Origin of the sequence: Bradyrhizobium sp. CCBAU 45394, assembly GCF_028128655.1 — a bacterium.
Lineage (GTDB): Bacteria > Pseudomonadota > Alphaproteobacteria > Rhizobiales > Xanthobacteraceae > Bradyrhizobium > Bradyrhizobium diazoefficiens.
Genome location: NZ_LBIX01000177.1, coordinates 695,767 through 711,247 on the forward strand (window position 1 = coordinate 695,767; position 15,481 = coordinate 711,247).

The window sequence follows — 15,481 nt, forward strand, 5'->3', positions numbered from 1 at the left end:
AATGCCGACCGCAAAGTCAAAGGCCCGCATCCTGGTGGTTGACGACGAGGCTGCGCAGATGCGGGCGCTGTGCGACACGTTGCCCGCCGAGGATTACGATGCGGTCGGCTTCACCGACGCCAGATCCGCGCTGGCGGAGCTGCAGCGCACGAAATGCGACCTCCTGCTCGCCGACCTGATGATGCCGGGCATGGACGGCATCGAGCTGCTGCGGGCCGCGCGGGAGATCGATCCGCATCTGGTCGGCATCATCATGACCGGCGACGGCACCATCGCGACGGCGGTCGAGGCCATGAAGGCGGGGGCGCTCGACTACATTCTCAAGCCGTTCAAGCTCAGCGTCGTCATTCCCGTGCTGGAGCGCGCGCTCGCGGTGCGGCGCCTGCACCTGGAGAATGCGGAGCTGGCGCTGCGGGTCCGCGAGCGGACCCTCGAGCTCGAAGCCGCCAACCGGGAGCTCGAGGCATTCGCCTATTCCGTCGCGCACGATCTGCGCGGTCCGCTCTCGGTCATTGTCGGCTATGCGGAGACGCTGATCGAGGATCATTCCGCGCAATGGCCGGACCAGCCGCGGCAGCTGGCCGGCGCCATCCTGGCAAGCGGCGAGCACATGCAGCGCCTGATCGACGGACTGTTGCGCCTGTCGCGGTTCGGCCGCCAGCCGCTGTCGAAGGGGCCGGTCGATACCAGAGCACTCGTCGGCGAGGTCGTCGACGAACTGCGCCGGCAGCATGCCGGCCGTGAGGTCTTCGTCCATGTCGGCGAAATTCCCGGATGCGTCGGCGATCAGGCACTGCTGCGGCAGGTGCTCGTCAATCTGCTTTCCAATGCGTTCAAGTTCACCCGCGCCCGGGAGAAGCCGCTGGTCACGGTGATCGGCTGGACCGAAGGGCGCGAAACGGTCTATTGCGTGCGCGACAACGGCGCCGGCTTCGACATGCAGCAGGCCGACAAGCTGTTCGCGGCGTTTCAGCGATTTCACGACTCCGATCAGTACGAGGGCACGGGGATCGGCCTCTCGATTGCATCGCGCATCGTGCAACGCCATGGCGGACGCATCTGGGCCAGCGCCGAGGTGGGCAAGGGGACGGCGTTCTATTTCAGCATTCCGGACTGAAGCGCCGCATTCGATCTTGATTTGCGTCAATGTTGCTGCCGGTGAAGGCTGCTCTGCTGGCTGTTGCCCGGGTGCGGTGCGTGCTAGTCTGGCGTGTGCCCGCGGGCTTCGCATGCAGGAGTGGCCGCCATGACAAGTGCTTCGGATACGTCTCACCATCCCAGTCTCGGCTCGGGCATCACCGCGCTGCATGCCAAATGGGGATGGATCGTCGCGCTCGGTGTCGTCTATCTCGTCGCCGGCTTCGTAGCGCTCGGCAGCATGGTGATGGCGACGGTGGCGAGCGTGATCGTGGTCGGTGCGATGATGATCGTGGCCGGGGTCACCGAAATCATCGGGGCGTTCCAGATGAAGAGCTGGGGCAAGTTCTTGATCTGGGCCCTGCTCGGCGTGCTCTACGTCGTCGCAGGCTTCCTGACTTTCGAAAATCCGCTGTTCGCCGCCGTCCTGCTGACGCTGTTCCTCGGCGCCTCGCTGCTCGCTTCCGGCGCGGTCAGGTTGTTTCTCGCCTTCAGCATGAAGCGCGAAAGCCCGTGGGTGTGGGTGGCGCTCTCGGCCGTGATTACGCTGCTGCTCGGATTGTTGATCCTGGCGCGCTGGCCGGTCAACAGCGTCTACATCCTCGGCCTGTTCCTCGGCATCGACCTGATCATGGCGGGCGCGGGCTGGGTCAGCCTGGGCTTCAGCCTGCGGCGGCGCCACACTAGCTAACCAGCAACTCGACGCAAGACCGTGTTGCGGAACTCCGGTGATCTGATGCGCTGACAAAAAGCAGCGCGTCGCGCGTTCGCCTGATGGCGTCGCGCGGCGATAATCATCGGGGAGAAACCATGAAAGCCGCTTTGGCCCTGGCCGCAGCATTGGCTGCCGCCTGCCTGTCCACGCCCGCTTCCGCACAGAAATCCTACGGTCCCGGCGTCAGCGACACCGAGATCAAGATCGGCAACACCATGCCCTATAGCGGGCCGGCTTCGCCGCTCAGCATCACCGGCAAGGTCATCGCGGCCTATTTCGACGAGGTCAACGAGAAGGGCGGCGTCAACGGCCGCAAGCTCAATCTGATCTCGCTCGACGACGCGTTCTCGCCGCCCAAGACCATGGAGGCGGCGCGCCGGCTGGTCGAGAGCGACGGCGTCGCCTTCATCTTCGCCACCATGGGCACGGCGCCGAGCTCGGCGATCGCGAAATATCTCAACAGCAACAAGGTGCCGCAGCTCTTCTTGATCAGCTCCGCCTCGAAGTGGAACGATCCCGTCAACATGCCGTGGTCGATGGCGCTGCCCTGGGCGCCGAACTACACCAGCGAGGCCGCGATCGACGTCGCCTATGCCCGCGCCAAGAACCCGAATGCGCGGTTCGCCGTGCTCTATCAGAACGACGACGCCGGCAAGGAATATCTGCGCGGCGTCAAGGAAGCGCTCGGCGCCGATGCCGACAAGGCGATTGCGATGGCCTCGAGCTTCGAGGTTGCCGATCCGACCGTCGATTCCCAGGTGCTGACGCTCGCCAACACCAAGGCCGATGTCTTCCTGATCTATTCGGTGACGCCGCGCGCCTGCGCGCAGGCGGTCCGGAAGGCGCACGAGGTCGGCTGGCAGCCGCAGCGCTTCATCGCCAGCGGCTGCGCCAACAAGGCCACCGTGATGGTGCCGGCCGGCCTCGATGCCGGCAAGGGCGTGCTGTCGCTCGGCTCGCTCAAGCCGTTCGTCGAGGCGCCGAAGGACGATCCGGCGATGACGGCCTATATCGACTTCATGAAGAAGCGCCTGCCCAATGCCGACATCAACAATGTCGCGGGTCTCTACGGCTACACCGTCGCCGAGGCCCTGGTGGTCCTGCTGAGGCAGTGCAAGGACAATCTGACGCGCGAGAACATCATGGCGCAGGCGGCCAACTTAAAGAACGTGCCGCTGTCGCTGCTGATGCCCGGCATCACGCTCAACACCACGCCGCAGGATTTCCGCCCCATCAAGGACGGCTATATGCTCCAGTTCGACGGCAACGACTGGGTCGTGGCGAGCGAGCTGTTGCGCGGGACGTGAGGCGAATAGGCCGGCAAGGAACCACGGAGAAGGTGCACCCTCTCCCCCCTGTGGGAGAGGGTGGATGCGCGAAGCGCAGCCGGGTGAGGGGTATCTCTCCGCGACTCGTCTCTACATTTGAATGCGCGGATACAACCCCTCATCCGGCGCTTCGCGCCACCTTCTCCCACAAGGGGAGAAGGGAAGAGGCATCTGCTTTGGCGGCACGAACAGGAGACCCCAATGGACTTTCAACACTCCGCACGTTCGCTTGAATTGCAGGAGCGCGTCCGCCGGTTCATGCGGACGCATGTCGAGCCGGTCGAGGAGCTCTATTACGAGCAGGTGAAACCGGAAGCCACGCGTTACAAGACGCCGCAGGTTCTCCAGGACCTGAAGCGGCTGGCGCGCGAGCAGGGGCTCTGGAACCTGTTTCTGTCAGGCGAGCACGGACCCGGATTGACCAACCTCGAATACGCGCCCGTAAAGGAGATCATGGGCCGCATCCTCTGGGCGCCCGAGGTCTTCAACTGCTCGGCGCCCGATGTCGGCAACATAGAGGTGCTGGCGAACTACGGCACGCCGGCGCAGCAGGAGCGCTGGCTGACGCCGCTGCTGGAGGGGCGCATCCGCTCCGGCTTCTCGATGACGGAGCCGCAGGTCGCCTCCAGCGACGCCACCAACATCCAGTGCGAGATCAAGTGCGACGGCGACAGCTACGTCATCAACGGCCGCAAATGGTTCACGTCGGGCGCGATGAACGAGGATTGCGAGATCCTGATCGTGATGGGCAAGACCGCGCCCGATCATCCCGACCGCCATCGTCAGCAATCCATGATCCTGGTGCCGAAGGCGACGCCGGGCGTGCGCATCGTCCGCGACATGCTGACCTACGGCTACGACGACGCCCCGGTCGGCCATCCCGAGATCGTCTACGACAACGTCCGCGTGCCCGCGGAGAACATCCTGCTCGGCGAGGGCCGCGGCTTCGAGATCGCGCAAGGGAGGCTCGGCCCCGGCCGCATCCATCACTGCATGCGGCTGATCGGTTGCGCCCAGCGTGCCCTCGAATTGATGTGCCAGCGTGCGGTCTCGCGCACAGCCTTCGGCAAGCCGCTGGCCGAGCAGGGCTCGGTGCGCGAGGACATCGCCAACTCCTTCTGCGAGATCGCGCAGGCGCGGCTCTTGACGCTGCAGGCCGCCGACAAGATGGATCGCGAGGGCAACAAGGCGGCGCGCGACCTGATCGCCGCGGCCAAGATCGTGGTGCCCAGCATGGCCGCCCGCGTCATCGACCGCGCCATCCAGATCCACGGCGCCGCCGGCGTCTCGCAGGACACCTTCCTCGCCCGCGCCTATGTCTACGCCCGCTTCATCCGCATCGGCGACGGGCCTGACCAGGTGCATCTGGCCGCGGTCGGCAAGGAGCTGATCAGGCGGGGCGGGGTGGGCGTGGCGTAACGACGCGGGCGCCGTGAACTAACCCAGTCGCTCCCGGATTTCGACTTGATCGGCCGATGGCAGCGCCGCTCTTCCGCGGGAAATCAGTCTTCGCGACTGGCAAGCTTGCGATAGACCGCGAAATCGTCAAGCGCCGGCGCCTCGCCACGCCGGACATTGGAATTGATGTCGGGCCCGATAACCAGCGATGTGCCGAGACCGGCATAGATGTATCGCGCGCCGAATGCCTTCTTCAGCGCCGCAAATGTCGGTTCACCCGTGCAGTGACCGGGGGCAATGTTCTCGACCCGGAACTTGTCCTTGAGGGCGATCACGATCTTCTCGATGGCGTCGTCGGTGGCAACCACAAGGTGGAAGCCTCCGGCAACGAGATGAATCTTCGGATTGATGACTGTTGCGGCCTCTACGATGCGTTCGATTCCGGGATGCGAACAGCCGACCACGAGAACCACACCATCCGGCGTGTTCACGGCAAGAGAAAGTTCCTTGAGTTCCTTCGTCCCGGGAAGATCGGAGATCAGAGCGATCAGGGTGATGCCCGGCATGATCTCCGTCGTCTGATCGATCAATTGGAAGTTGGCAGTGGGCCAGGCGGTGCCGAACTCCATGATTTTCGGCGGTTTTCCGCCGTAGTATCGCATCTCCTCGGGCAGGGAATCGTCCTTGCGATAGAACGTCGAGGGGAGCGATGAACCGTAGATGCCAAATCCTTCCTTGGGTGCGTAAATCGTGATCTTCGGGTTCACACTCAGGACGTAGCTCAATCCAGCCATGTGATCGGCGTGACGATGGGAGAGAACGACGAAATCGAGCGTGGTAAGATCAACCCCCTTCGCCTTGACATTCTTCTCGAAGATCTCGGCGTTATCTCCAGCGTCAAAGAGAATGCGTTTTCCTGCGACTTCCACCAGCGCAGAGAAACCCCAGTCCTTTGTCATTGCTGGATCGGCGCCGAACGCGTCATACAAGATCGTAATCCTGCCGTTCGGCTCAGCTGCGATGGTGGCCGGAGAGATCGCCGTTGTGGCGCACATCGAAAGGGCGGCGATGAAAATCCATCTTGCGAATTTCATGGTCGTGCCTCCTCTTCGGTTGGGATGGGCCGAAACAGTACTCCTGTAGCTTGGCTGCGGCGCATTGCGTGCGCGGGGCCTCCGCCTGACGACGGTTTCGGCCTAATGCGTTATCTTCGGATGCTATCGACAAACCGGCAACACGATATTTGCACGCTAAAGACTTAACCCTTTCGGCGACTCCAAAGCTGGGAGCGCGTCAATACCTCCAGGTCGTCGCGATCTCGTTGTTTGTATGTGTGCGGTTGTTTGCCTGCGCGATCTCTTTGATCTTGGAGCTGGACGATCCCTTCGCGGGACTCCTCGGGATTGCAAGCTCGATACTGCGCACTTTTACCGCCGTACTCGTGCGGTCGCGCGTCGCTCTCGTCGGTCATTCTGCTGACGCAATCCCTGTCTTAGACGGCGAGAATTAAAACACTCCGTGGGACCGCTCTGGTTCCCACAACGGTTCCGTAGCCAGGGGTTGGCTCGAATCCGCAAAAGATTGGCGCAAGTTCCTGAACGCTTCCGCGTTCGCTTGTCCATGTCTTGCGGCATCCGGAACCGGACGATCGAGAAAATCAAAGGAGATATAATGGTGTTCCGCTCGAGCGCCGCAATTTGCGGCGCCGTGGTTGCGCTTGCCGTTTCTGTTACCGTTGCTCGAAGTGAAACGGGTGGAGCTCACTCAAGCGCTATCGTCAATGCCGCCTCTGGGGATGCGATCGTTGGCGCAGCATCCATGTACAATCCGTTCAAGCCCGGCAAGGAGGAGGGCGGCCCAAGCACAGCCTCCGGCGAGCGTTATGATCCCTCGCTGTGGACGGCTGCCATCAAGACGAGTTTGCGTCAGAAATTTGGTGGGGTCCAATTTGGCGCTCGGCCGAAATATGCTCTCGTCGAGGCCGCAGGCAAGAAGGTCATCGTCAAGATAAACGACGTGGGGCCGCTCAGGCCTGGCCGCATCATTGATCTCAATGAGCGGACGATGCGCCATTTCGATCCGAGCCTGGAGCTCGGGGTCATTCCCGACGTAACAGTCAGGCCGCTTTCCGGCGACGATTGGATCCCCGGACCGGTTGGCTGAACAAAGAGGCAGAGCACAGCCGTTCGGGACGGTGGAAACGTCTCGATGGTCTTCTCGCGGGGATCGTCAACGAAGAGGTCGATCTTCGGGGCGGAAGGGTACGGTTCGGCGAACTGCACCGCCGCCATGGTGACATCATGCCGGTGTTTTGCCCGACGAGTCAAATCGACTTCGTAAAATCCGCAAGGTGTCGCGCCGCCGGCCAAGCTATTGAAAAAACTGTCCCCGGCTACTGTGCATGGGGTTGTTTTCGCGTTTTTTGTCTGGGGCGTGCCACCGCCGGCTTCACGCCGGCAAAGGCGCGCTATCCCGCCCTGGCGGCGCGGGCATCCGACCGCAGGTTCTGGAAGAACTTCTCCACCTCGCGCGACAGCGTCTCCGCGGTCGCGGTCAGGCTGCTCGCCGCGGTCAGCACGGAGGATGCCGCCGTATCGGTCTCGCCGATGGCGTCGCGCAGCGAGGTGATGTTGGCGACCAGCGTCTCGTTGCCCTGGGCGGCGCTTTGCGCGTTGGAGGAGATCTCGCGCGTCGCCTGGTCCTGCTGGCCGACGGCGCCGGCGATCGCCGAGGTGACCTCGTTGATCTCGCGCACCGCGCCGCCGATCTCGCGCACGGCATCGACCGCGTTGCGGGTGGAGGCCTGGATCATGGAGACGTTCTCACCGATCTCGGCGGTCGCCTTGGCGGTCTGGCCTGCGAGCGCTTTCACTTCGTGCGCGACAACGGCAAAGCCGCGGCCGGCATCGCCGGCGCGGGCGGCCTCGATGGTGGCGTTGAGCGCGAGCAGATTGGTCTGCTCTGCGATCGCCTGGATCAGGTTGAGCACGCCGTCGATGCGCTGGGTGGCGGCGGCGAGGCTCTCGATCTCCGAGATCGATTTCTGGGTGCGCTGGCCGGTCTGCTCGACCGCGCCGGCGCTCTGCCGGACCTGCCGGCCGATCTCTTCGACGGAGGCCGACAGCTCCTCGGCCGCGCCTGCGACCGCCGTGACGTTGTGCGAGGCCTGCTGGCTGGCGTTTGCGGCCATGCCGGCCCGGTTGCTTGCATCCGCGGTGACGCGCGTGATGGTCTGCGCGGTCTCGCGCATGACCGAGGCGTTGTCGCCGAGGCCGCGCATGATCGCGCCGATCGCGTCGCGAAACTCCTCGACGGATTGTTCGATATGGCGGGCGCGCTGCTCGCGCGCGGCGGAATCCTGCGAGACCTGCGAGGCGAGGTTGCGGTTGCGCCCCATCGCGTCCTGGAAGATCTGGATCGCGCGGGCCAGCCCGCCGATCTCGTCGGCGCGGTTGCCGTACGGCACCACGACGTTCTCGGCGCCATCGGCGACCTGCTTGATGGTGGCGGTGATCGAGGCGAGCGGCCGGGCGATCGAGCGGGCGATGATGACGATGCCGATCACGACGAGCGCCAGCGCCACGCCGGCAAGGCTGGTCAGGACGAAGGACAGGGTGCGGTTGGTCTCGGTCTGCCGGGCGATCTGTTTGCCGCGCTCGGCATAGACCTTGGACAGTGCCTCGAGATCCTTGTTCAGCGCCGAGCGCACGGCGCGGTTGGCGTCGTTGTCGCCCCATTCGCGGCCCGCGGCCGCATTGATTTCGACGCCGCGGCGGACCAGCTCCTTGCGAAACTCGACGAACTGCTCGATGCGCTTCCTGAAGGTGGCGAACTGCTCGGCATCGTCGTCCCTGACGATGGTTTCCCAGCGCTTCACGACGTCGAGGATCTGCGCGTTGAACTTGAGCAGGCCCTCGCCGTATTTCTTCACGACGGCAGGCTCCGTCGACATGTAGACGCCGCGCGATTCCATCACCACCGCATAGACCAGCGAGTTGACGCGCTCGACGTTCAGCGCGGCCGCGTTCGCCGTCTCGATCGCGCTGATCAGGTCGGCGCTGCGGCGGCTGTTGTAGTCCGACAGCATCGCGATCGCCGCCGTGAGCAGTGCGAACAGCGCGAAGATCGCATAGAGCTTGGTGGCAAGCGTGAAGCGGCCGGCCAGGCCGGCGGCATTCCCAGATTGGTCGATGGTCATGGTTTTCAGGGGCCCGAATGGCCTGAGGCGGCCGGTGAGCGCGGTCGTGTAAAAATCTATGCAAAACTATGCAGAACGAAGATGGACGCGGCGTTAACGCGCCTTCGTCCTTGGTCGAAAGAAAGGTAAGTTATTTCAGCGTCTTGATCCGAAGGTATAGTTTCAGGATAGTCCTGGAGTCGGCCTTTGGCCGACGAACCCCGGAGGGGACCTTGGTCTACCGCCATACCATCGACGCCACGACCTATGCCTTCCCGGATCTGCGCGACCTGCTCGCCAAGGCGACGCCGCCGCGCTCCGGCGACCGGCTGGCCGGAATTGCCGCTGCCAGCGCCGAGCAGATGATCGCGGCGCGGATGGCGCTCGCGGATGTTCCGCTCGGACAGTTCTTGCAGGAAGCGCTCATCCCCTACGAGACCGACGAGGTCACCCGCCTCGTCATCGACAGCCATGACGCAAGGGCCTTTGCGCCGGTGGCCTCGCTCACGGTCGGCGCCTTCCGCGACTGGCTGCTGTCGGACGCAGCGACGCCCGAGATCCTGCGCAAGCTCGCCCCCGGTATCACGCCGGAAATGGCGGCCGCGGTCTCGAAACTGATGCGCAACCAGGATTTGATCCTGGCGGCGCGGAAATGCGAGGTGACCACCGCCTTCCGCAACACCATCGGGCTGAAGGGCCGGATGAGCACGCGGCTCCAGCCCAACCATCCGTTCGACGATGCCAGGGGCATCACCGCCTCGATCCTCGACGGCATCCTGCTGGGGGCCGGCGATGCCTGCATCGGCATCAATCCCGCCAGCGACGACCCGACCGTCATCGCCCAATTGCTGCGCCTGCTCGACGAGATCATCGCGCGGTTGAAGCTTCCGACGCAAGGCTGCGTGCTCACCCATGTCACGACGACGCTGTCGCTGATCGGGCAGGGCGTGCCGGTCGACCTCGTCTTCCAGTCGGTCGCCGGCACCGAGGCCGCCAACCGTAGCTTTGGCATCGATCTCGCTTTGCTCCGGGAGGCGCAGGAGGCCGGGCTGTCGCAGCGGCGCGGCACGGTCGGGCAGAACGTGATGTATTTCGAGACCGGCCAGGGCTCGGCGCTGTCCGCCAATGCCCATCACGGCGTCGACCAGCAGACCTGCGAGGCGCGCGCCTATGCGGTCGCGCGCGCCTATGCCCCGCTGCTGGTTAACAGCGTGGTCGGCTTCATCGGCCCGGAATATCTCTACGACGGCAAGGAAATCATCCGGGCGGGGCTGGAGGATCATTTTTGCGGCAAGCTGCTCGGCCTGCCGCTCGGGGTCGACATCTGCTACACCAACCACGCCGAGGCGGACCAGGACGACATGGACAACCTGCTGACGCTGCTCGCCGCCGCCGGCGTCACCTTCATCATGGGCGTCCCCGGCGCCGACGACGTCATGCTGAATTACCAGTCGACGTCTTTTCACGACGCGCTCTATGTCCGCGACGTCTTCGGTTTGCGCCGCGCGCCGGAATTCGACGACTGGCTGGCGCAGTCGGGCATCGTGGGCGCCGATTTCCGCCTTGCCGGCGATGCAGGCCTGCTGCCCGATTTTGCCTCCCGGCTGATCGCCTGAGGTGAGGGAGGCGCAGCTCGCCCCCGGAAACCATTGGCCGCTCTCGGAATTAAGCTCACGCCACAATATTGAGAAATTCCGGCGACAGCATTACGCTATGTGTCTGGCTGGCAATTTCCGCAACCAGGTCGAGCGTGGCGGGGGAGCTTTGATGCGAGCTGAAAGCAACGGTACGTCGCGGCGGATTCTTTGCGTGTTTCCGCGTTACACGTCGTCGTTCGGTACGTTCGAGCATTCCTATCCGCTGACCGACGGCGTCCGCGCCTTCATGCCGCCGCAGGGGCTTTTGCTGCTCGCGGCCTATCTGCCCGAGGACTGGCAGGTCAAATTCGTCGACGAGAACCTGCGCCGCACCACGAAAGAGGAGTTCGGCTGGGCGGAAGTCGTCTTCGTCAGCGGCATGCACATCCAGCGCCAGCAGATGAACGACATCTGCCGCCGCGCCCATGAATTCGATCTCCCGGTTGCGCTCGGCGGGCCCTCCGTCAGCGCCTGCCCGGATTATTATCCGTCCTTCGACTATCTGCATGTCGGCGAGCTCGGCGACGCCACCAACCAGCTGATCGAGATTCTGTCGCGCGACATATCGCGCCCCGAGACCCAGGTGGTGCTGACCACCAAGGACCGGGTGCCGATGACGGAGTTTCCGATCCCGGCCTACGAGCTTGCCGACGTGAAGAAATACTTCCTCGGCAGCATCCAGTATTCAAGCGGCTGTCCCTATCAGTGCGAGTTCTGCGACATCCCCGGCCTCTACGGCCGCAACCCGCGCATCAAGTCGCCGGAGCAGATCATCGCCGAGCTCGATCGCCTGCGCGAATGCGGCATGACCGACACGGTCTATTTCGTCGACGACAATTTCATCGGCAATCGCAAGGCGGCGATGGACCTGCTGCCGCATCTGATCGAATGGCAGAAGAAGACCGGCTACGTGGTGCGGCTCGCCTGCGAGGCGACGCTCAACATCGCCAAGCGCCCCGAGATCCTGGAGAAGATGCGCGAGGCTTATTTCATCACCATCTTCTGCGGAATCGAGACGCCCGATCCCGATGCGCTGAAGGCGATGCACAAGGACCACAACATGATGGTCCCGATCCTGGAGGGCGTGCGCACCATCAACTCCTACGGCATGGAGGTGGTGTCCGGCATCATCATGGGGCTCGACACCGACAAGCCGAACACCTCGGAGGCGCTGCTCGCCTTTGTCGAGGAGTCCCGGATTCCGCTGCTCACGATCAACCTGCTCCAGGCGCTGCCGAAGACGCCGCTGTGGGACCGTCTGGAGCGGGAAGGGCGCCTGATCGAGGACGACGGCCGCGATTCCAACGTCGACTTCCTGTTGCCCTATGACGACGTCGTCGCATCCTGGAAGCACGCCATGGGCGTCGCCTACGAGCCCGAGAAGGTGTTCGCGCGCTTCCAGTATCAATGCGACCACGTTTATCCTCATCGTCTCAAGATGCCGGTGGCGGACGAGATGAAGACCTGGCCCAACATCAGGCGCGGTCTCGTCATGCTGCGCAACATCTTCTGGAAGGTCGGCGTGCTCGGCGACTACAGGCGCGTGTTCTGGAAGTTCGCGTTGGGTCGCATCAAGCGCGGCGACCTCGAAGGCCTGATCGGCTGCACCCTGATCGCGCACCATCTCATCACCTTTGCCCGCGCGGCCTCCAGCGGCAAGCAGAACGCCTCGAACTATTCGATCCGGCTGCGCGAGGCTTCCGTTCCCGCCGAATGACGCAACATGTCTGATCCGGCCGTCCCGCGCCGTCCGACTCTCGATCTGCGGTCGTTCACGCCTGCGCGCGTTGCGCTCGGCCGCAGCGGCGCAAGCGTGCCGACACGCGCGCTGCTCGACTTCACGCTGGACCACGCCCGGGCCCGCGATGCCGTGCATGCAGTCTTCGACGTACCGCGGCTGCTCGCGGATCTCGGTGCGCTCGGCCTCGCCGTCACCGAGGCGAGGAGCCAGGCGGCCGACCGCAGGGACTATCTGCGGCGGCCGGATCTGGGGCGGCAGCTTGATGCCGGCTCAATCGAGGCTCTGGCGCGAATTGCCTCAAGGCCATGCCAGCTTGCGATCGTGATCGGCGACGGCCTGTCGGCGGCGGCGGTCCACGCCCATGCGGTGGCGCTGGTGACGCGCCTGCTGCCGCTGCTCGCAGCCGACGATGCTGTCGCGCTCGGCCATGTTGTCGTCGCCTCCGGCGCGCGCGTCGCGCTCGGCGACCAGATCGGCGCCATTCTCGGCGCGCGCATGGTCGTGACGCTGATCGGCGAGCGACCCGGCCTGTCCGCGCCCGACAGCCTCGGCGCCTATCTGACCTTCGCGCCGACGCCGGGCCGCACCGATGCCGAGCGCAATTGCGTGTCGAACATCCACCACGCTGGGTTGAGCTATGACGAGGCCGCCTTCAAGATCGCCTGGCTCCTCCGGGAGGGGCTGGCAAGGGAGGTCACCGGCGTCGCACTGAAAGACGAGAGCGCGGACCGGGCGCCGCGTCGAATTGGCACGTCCTTGCCCGAATAACGGGCATTCCGGCAAAATCGCTACATCTTGATCGATTTGGCCACACTTCGCCTGCTTGCGAGGGAGGCTATGGACCTGCTAAACCCCTCGCGGCGATTTTCCGCGCATTTTCAAGGGGCAAGCCTCCCATTGGTATGGCGTTTTCAAGCCGTTCGCGGAGCGCAATAAGCTCACAGACCGAGCCGATTTAGGAACTGGATAAGGCATGCTCGAAAAGCACAGCGAGAGTGAGGTTCATGTCGACAAGGTCGAGCAGGGACCCGCGTCCTCCATCGCCTTCGGGTTGGAGCGCATCGGGCTGATCGCCGTCCGGGCGCCGATCGTCTCCTGCATCGTCCTGCTCGTCCTGATCGTGGGCGCCGTTTTCGGCATCCACCGGATCAAGATCGACGATTCGCTGTCGCAGCTGTTCCGCTCCGACACCCGCGAATTCCACCAGTACGAAGAGGTGACGAAGAAGTTTCCGGCCGAGGAGTTCGACGTCCTCGTCGTGGTCGAAGGCAAGAACCTCCTGGCTCGGAACAACCTCGAGAAGCTGCGCGACTTCATCACCGACATGCAGCTGGTCGAGGGCACGCGTGGCCTCGTCTCGCTGTTCTCGGCGCGTCAGGCACCGGCGCCGGGCAAGCTGCCGGCGGCGCTGTTCCCGCCCGAGCTGCCCGAGGGCGCGGCCTATGACAAGTTCATCGAGACCGTCAAGAACAACGAGATCATCCGCGGCAAGTTGTTGTCGGAGGACGGCACGCTGGCCCTGATCGTGCTGTCGCTCGATCCGGAGGTGGTCGCCTCCAGCAAGCTGACCAAGACCGTCGCCGACATCCGCGCGCTGATGAAGGAGGATCTCGGCGACACCGGGCTCAACGTGCAGCTCTCCGGCGTGCCGGTGATGCAGCTCGAGATCCGCAACGCGGTCGAGCGCGACGGGCTGACCTACAACATCCTCGGCATTCTCGCCGGCTGCGTCATCGCCATCATCTTCTTCCGCAAGATCTCGTTCATGATCGCGGCCGCGTTCCCGCCGATGATCGCGATCCTGTTGGCGCTCGGCGCGCTGGGCTGGGCGAACTTCAATCTCAACATGTTCCTGAACGTGATGACGCCGCTCATCATGGTCATCAGCTTCTCGGACTCGATGCAGCTGACTTTCGCCGCGCGCGACAGGCTGATCGCGGGCCAGGACAAGTTCACCGCGTTCAAGAACGCCGTGCTGGTGGTGGGACCCGCCTGCGTGCTGACGCACGGCACCGCCGGTATTTCCTTCATCGCGCTCCAGTTCTCCAGCTCCGACCTGATCCGCAAGTTCGGCGAGGCGGGGCTCGCCGCCACCATCATCGCGCTGGTCGCGGTGCTGTCGCTGGTGCCGGTGTTCGGCGTGCTGTTCGTGCGCAACGAGAAGGTCTTCGCGGTCAAGTTCCAGGGGGCGGACGCCGGCGTCCAGGCGCTACGCAATTTCTGCTACTGGATCGCGGTGCGCATGGTCGGCCGGCCAGGCCTGTTCAGCCTGATCGCGGTGCTGTTCGTCGGCGGCCTCGGCGTCATCTACGCCAATCTGGAGCCGCGCTACCGGCTTGCCGACCAGGTGCCGGACAAGCGCCAGGCGGTCGCCGCCAGCGACCGGCTCGACGCCAAGCTCACCGGCGCCAACCCGGTCAACGTGCTGGTCCAGTTCCCCAAGGGTGAATCGCTCTATTCGCCGGAGACGCTGCAGACGATCGCCGACGTGCATGCGACCGTGGAGAAGGCGGCCGGTGTCGGCAACGTCTGGTCGGTCGAGACCCTGCGCCGCTGGCTCGCGGAAAAGGCCGGCAGCGCCGACGTTGCGACGCTGAAGGAATATATCGGCGTCATTCCCGAGCATCTGGTGCGGCGGTTCATCGACGCCGAGCAGGATGCGGTCGTGGTCGCAGGCCGCGTGCCGGACAAGGATTCCAGCCAACTCCTGCCGATCGTGGACAAGCTCGATTCCGAGCTCGACGCCGTCCGCAAGAAGCATCCCGGCTACGAGGTCGCGGTGACGGGCCTTGCCGCCATCGCGGCGCGCAATTCCGCCAGCATGATCGAGAAGCTGAACCGCGGGCTCACCGTCGAATTCGCACTGGTCGCGATCTTCATCGGCCTCGCCTTCCGCTCCTGGGTGGTGATGTTCGCCTGCATCCTGCCGGGCATCTTCCCTGTCGTGATGTCGGGGACGGTGCTGTGGGCGATGGGCGAGGGGCTGCAATTCGCCAGCGTCGTCGCGCTCACAGTCTCGTTCGGCCTGGGATTGAGCGCCACCATCCACTTCCTCAATCGCTTGAGGCTGGAGAGCAAGCCGGGCGTCGGCTCGGCGCTCGCGGTGGAGCGGGCGACCGTGCTGGTCGGACCGGCCTTGATCCTGACCACGGTGGTGCTGGCCTGCGGCCTCGTCGTCACCGTGTTCTCCGACCTGCCGTCGCTGCGGCTGTTCGGCTGGCTCAGCGCCTTCTCGATGGTCATGGCCCTCGTCGCCGACCTCTTCATCCTGCGGCCGACGGCGATGTGGCTGATCAACCTGCACGCCAAGCTTCAGGGCGCGGACAAGCGCGCGATCTAAGCGCGGGG

At 64.4% G+C, this 15,481-nt stretch carries 11 protein-coding genes; 9 read left to right on the forward strand and 2 right to left on the reverse strand.

Annotation, left to right across the window (positions count from 1 at the left end; genetic code table 11):
• Position 1: 1 nt before the first annotated feature.
• The 4 genes from WN73_RS43970 to WN73_RS43985 all read left to right on the forward strand — a co-directional run bounded on the left by WN73_RS43970 (position 2) and on the right by WN73_RS43985 (position 4,599).
• A complete protein-coding gene (locus WN73_RS43970) occupies positions 2–1,117 on the forward strand; it encodes a sensor histidine kinase (protein WP_271558437.1) in 1,116 nt (371 codons plus the stop codon).
• A 129-nt stretch (positions 1,118–1,246) separates the two neighbouring features.
• Positions 1,247–1,828 (forward strand): HdeD family acid-resistance protein, encoded by a 582-nt coding sequence (locus WN73_RS43975; protein ID WP_028172340.1) that lies wholly within the window; start codon positions 1,247–1,249, stop codon positions 1,826–1,828.
• Between the two features lie 119 nt (positions 1,829–1,947).
• Positions 1,948–3,159 carry an ABC transporter substrate-binding protein gene (locus WN73_RS43980; protein WP_038965753.1) on the forward strand — a complete coding sequence of 404 codons (1,212 nt, stop codon included), beginning with the start codon at positions 1,948–1,950 and terminating at the stop codon, positions 3,157–3,159.
• Between the two features lie 222 nt (positions 3,160–3,381).
• The gene (locus WN73_RS43985; protein WP_271558438.1) at positions 3,382–4,599 is read left to right on the forward strand and encodes an acyl-CoA dehydrogenase family protein; all 1,218 of its coding nucleotides are present in this window, start codon (positions 3,382–3,384) and stop codon (positions 4,597–4,599) included.
• Positions 4,600–4,682: 83 nt separating this feature from the next.
• Here the strand turns inward: WN73_RS43985 and WN73_RS43990 are convergent, their stop codons facing one another.
• Entirely contained in the window at positions 4,683–5,633 is a 951-nt protein-coding gene (locus WN73_RS43990; protein ID WP_049832432.1) for an MBL fold metallo-hydrolase, read from the reverse strand.
• A gap of 616 nt (positions 5,634–6,249) precedes the next feature.
• On the opposite strand from WN73_RS43990, the gene WN73_RS43995 reads away from it, so the two are divergent.
• The gene (locus tag WN73_RS43995; protein ID WP_011085776.1) at positions 6,250–6,741 is read left to right on the forward strand and encodes a septal ring lytic transglycosylase RlpA family protein; all 492 of its coding nucleotides are present in this window, start codon (positions 6,250–6,252) and stop codon (positions 6,739–6,741) included.
• 304 nt (positions 6,742–7,045) lie between these two features.
• Here the strand turns inward: WN73_RS43995 and WN73_RS44000 are convergent, their stop codons facing one another.
• Positions 7,046–8,776: a methyl-accepting chemotaxis protein gene (locus tag WN73_RS44000; protein WP_271558439.1), complete on the reverse strand. Its 1,731-nt coding sequence runs from the start codon at positions 8,774–8,776 to the stop codon at positions 7,046–7,048.
• Between the two features lie 212 nt (positions 8,777–8,988).
• Here WN73_RS44000 and WN73_RS44005 point away from each other — a divergent pair, with 212 nt between their 5' ends.
• The 4 genes from WN73_RS44005 to WN73_RS44020 all read left to right on the forward strand — a co-directional run bounded on the left by WN73_RS44005 (position 8,989) and on the right by WN73_RS44020 (position 15,473).
• Positions 8,989–10,371: an ethanolamine ammonia-lyase subunit EutB gene (locus WN73_RS44005; protein WP_028172334.1), complete on the forward strand. Its 1,383-nt coding sequence runs from the start codon at positions 8,989–8,991 to the stop codon at positions 10,369–10,371.
• Between the two features lie 151 nt (positions 10,372–10,522).
• Positions 10,523–12,109 carry a B12-binding domain-containing radical SAM protein gene (locus tag WN73_RS44010; protein ID WP_028172333.1) on the forward strand — a complete coding sequence of 529 codons (1,587 nt, stop codon included), beginning with the start codon at positions 10,523–10,525 and terminating at the stop codon, positions 12,107–12,109.
• 6 nt (positions 12,110–12,115) lie between these two features.
• Positions 12,116–12,901: an ethanolamine ammonia-lyase subunit EutC gene (eutC, locus tag WN73_RS44015; RefSeq protein WP_271558440.1), complete on the forward strand. Its 786-nt coding sequence runs from the start codon at positions 12,116–12,118 to the stop codon at positions 12,899–12,901.
• A 205-nt stretch (positions 12,902–13,106) separates the two neighbouring features.
• Positions 13,107–15,473 (forward strand): efflux RND transporter permease subunit, encoded by a 2,367-nt coding sequence (locus WN73_RS44020; RefSeq protein ID WP_011085781.1) that lies wholly within the window; start codon positions 13,107–13,109, stop codon positions 15,471–15,473.
• Positions 15,474–15,481 lie beyond the last annotated feature (8 nt).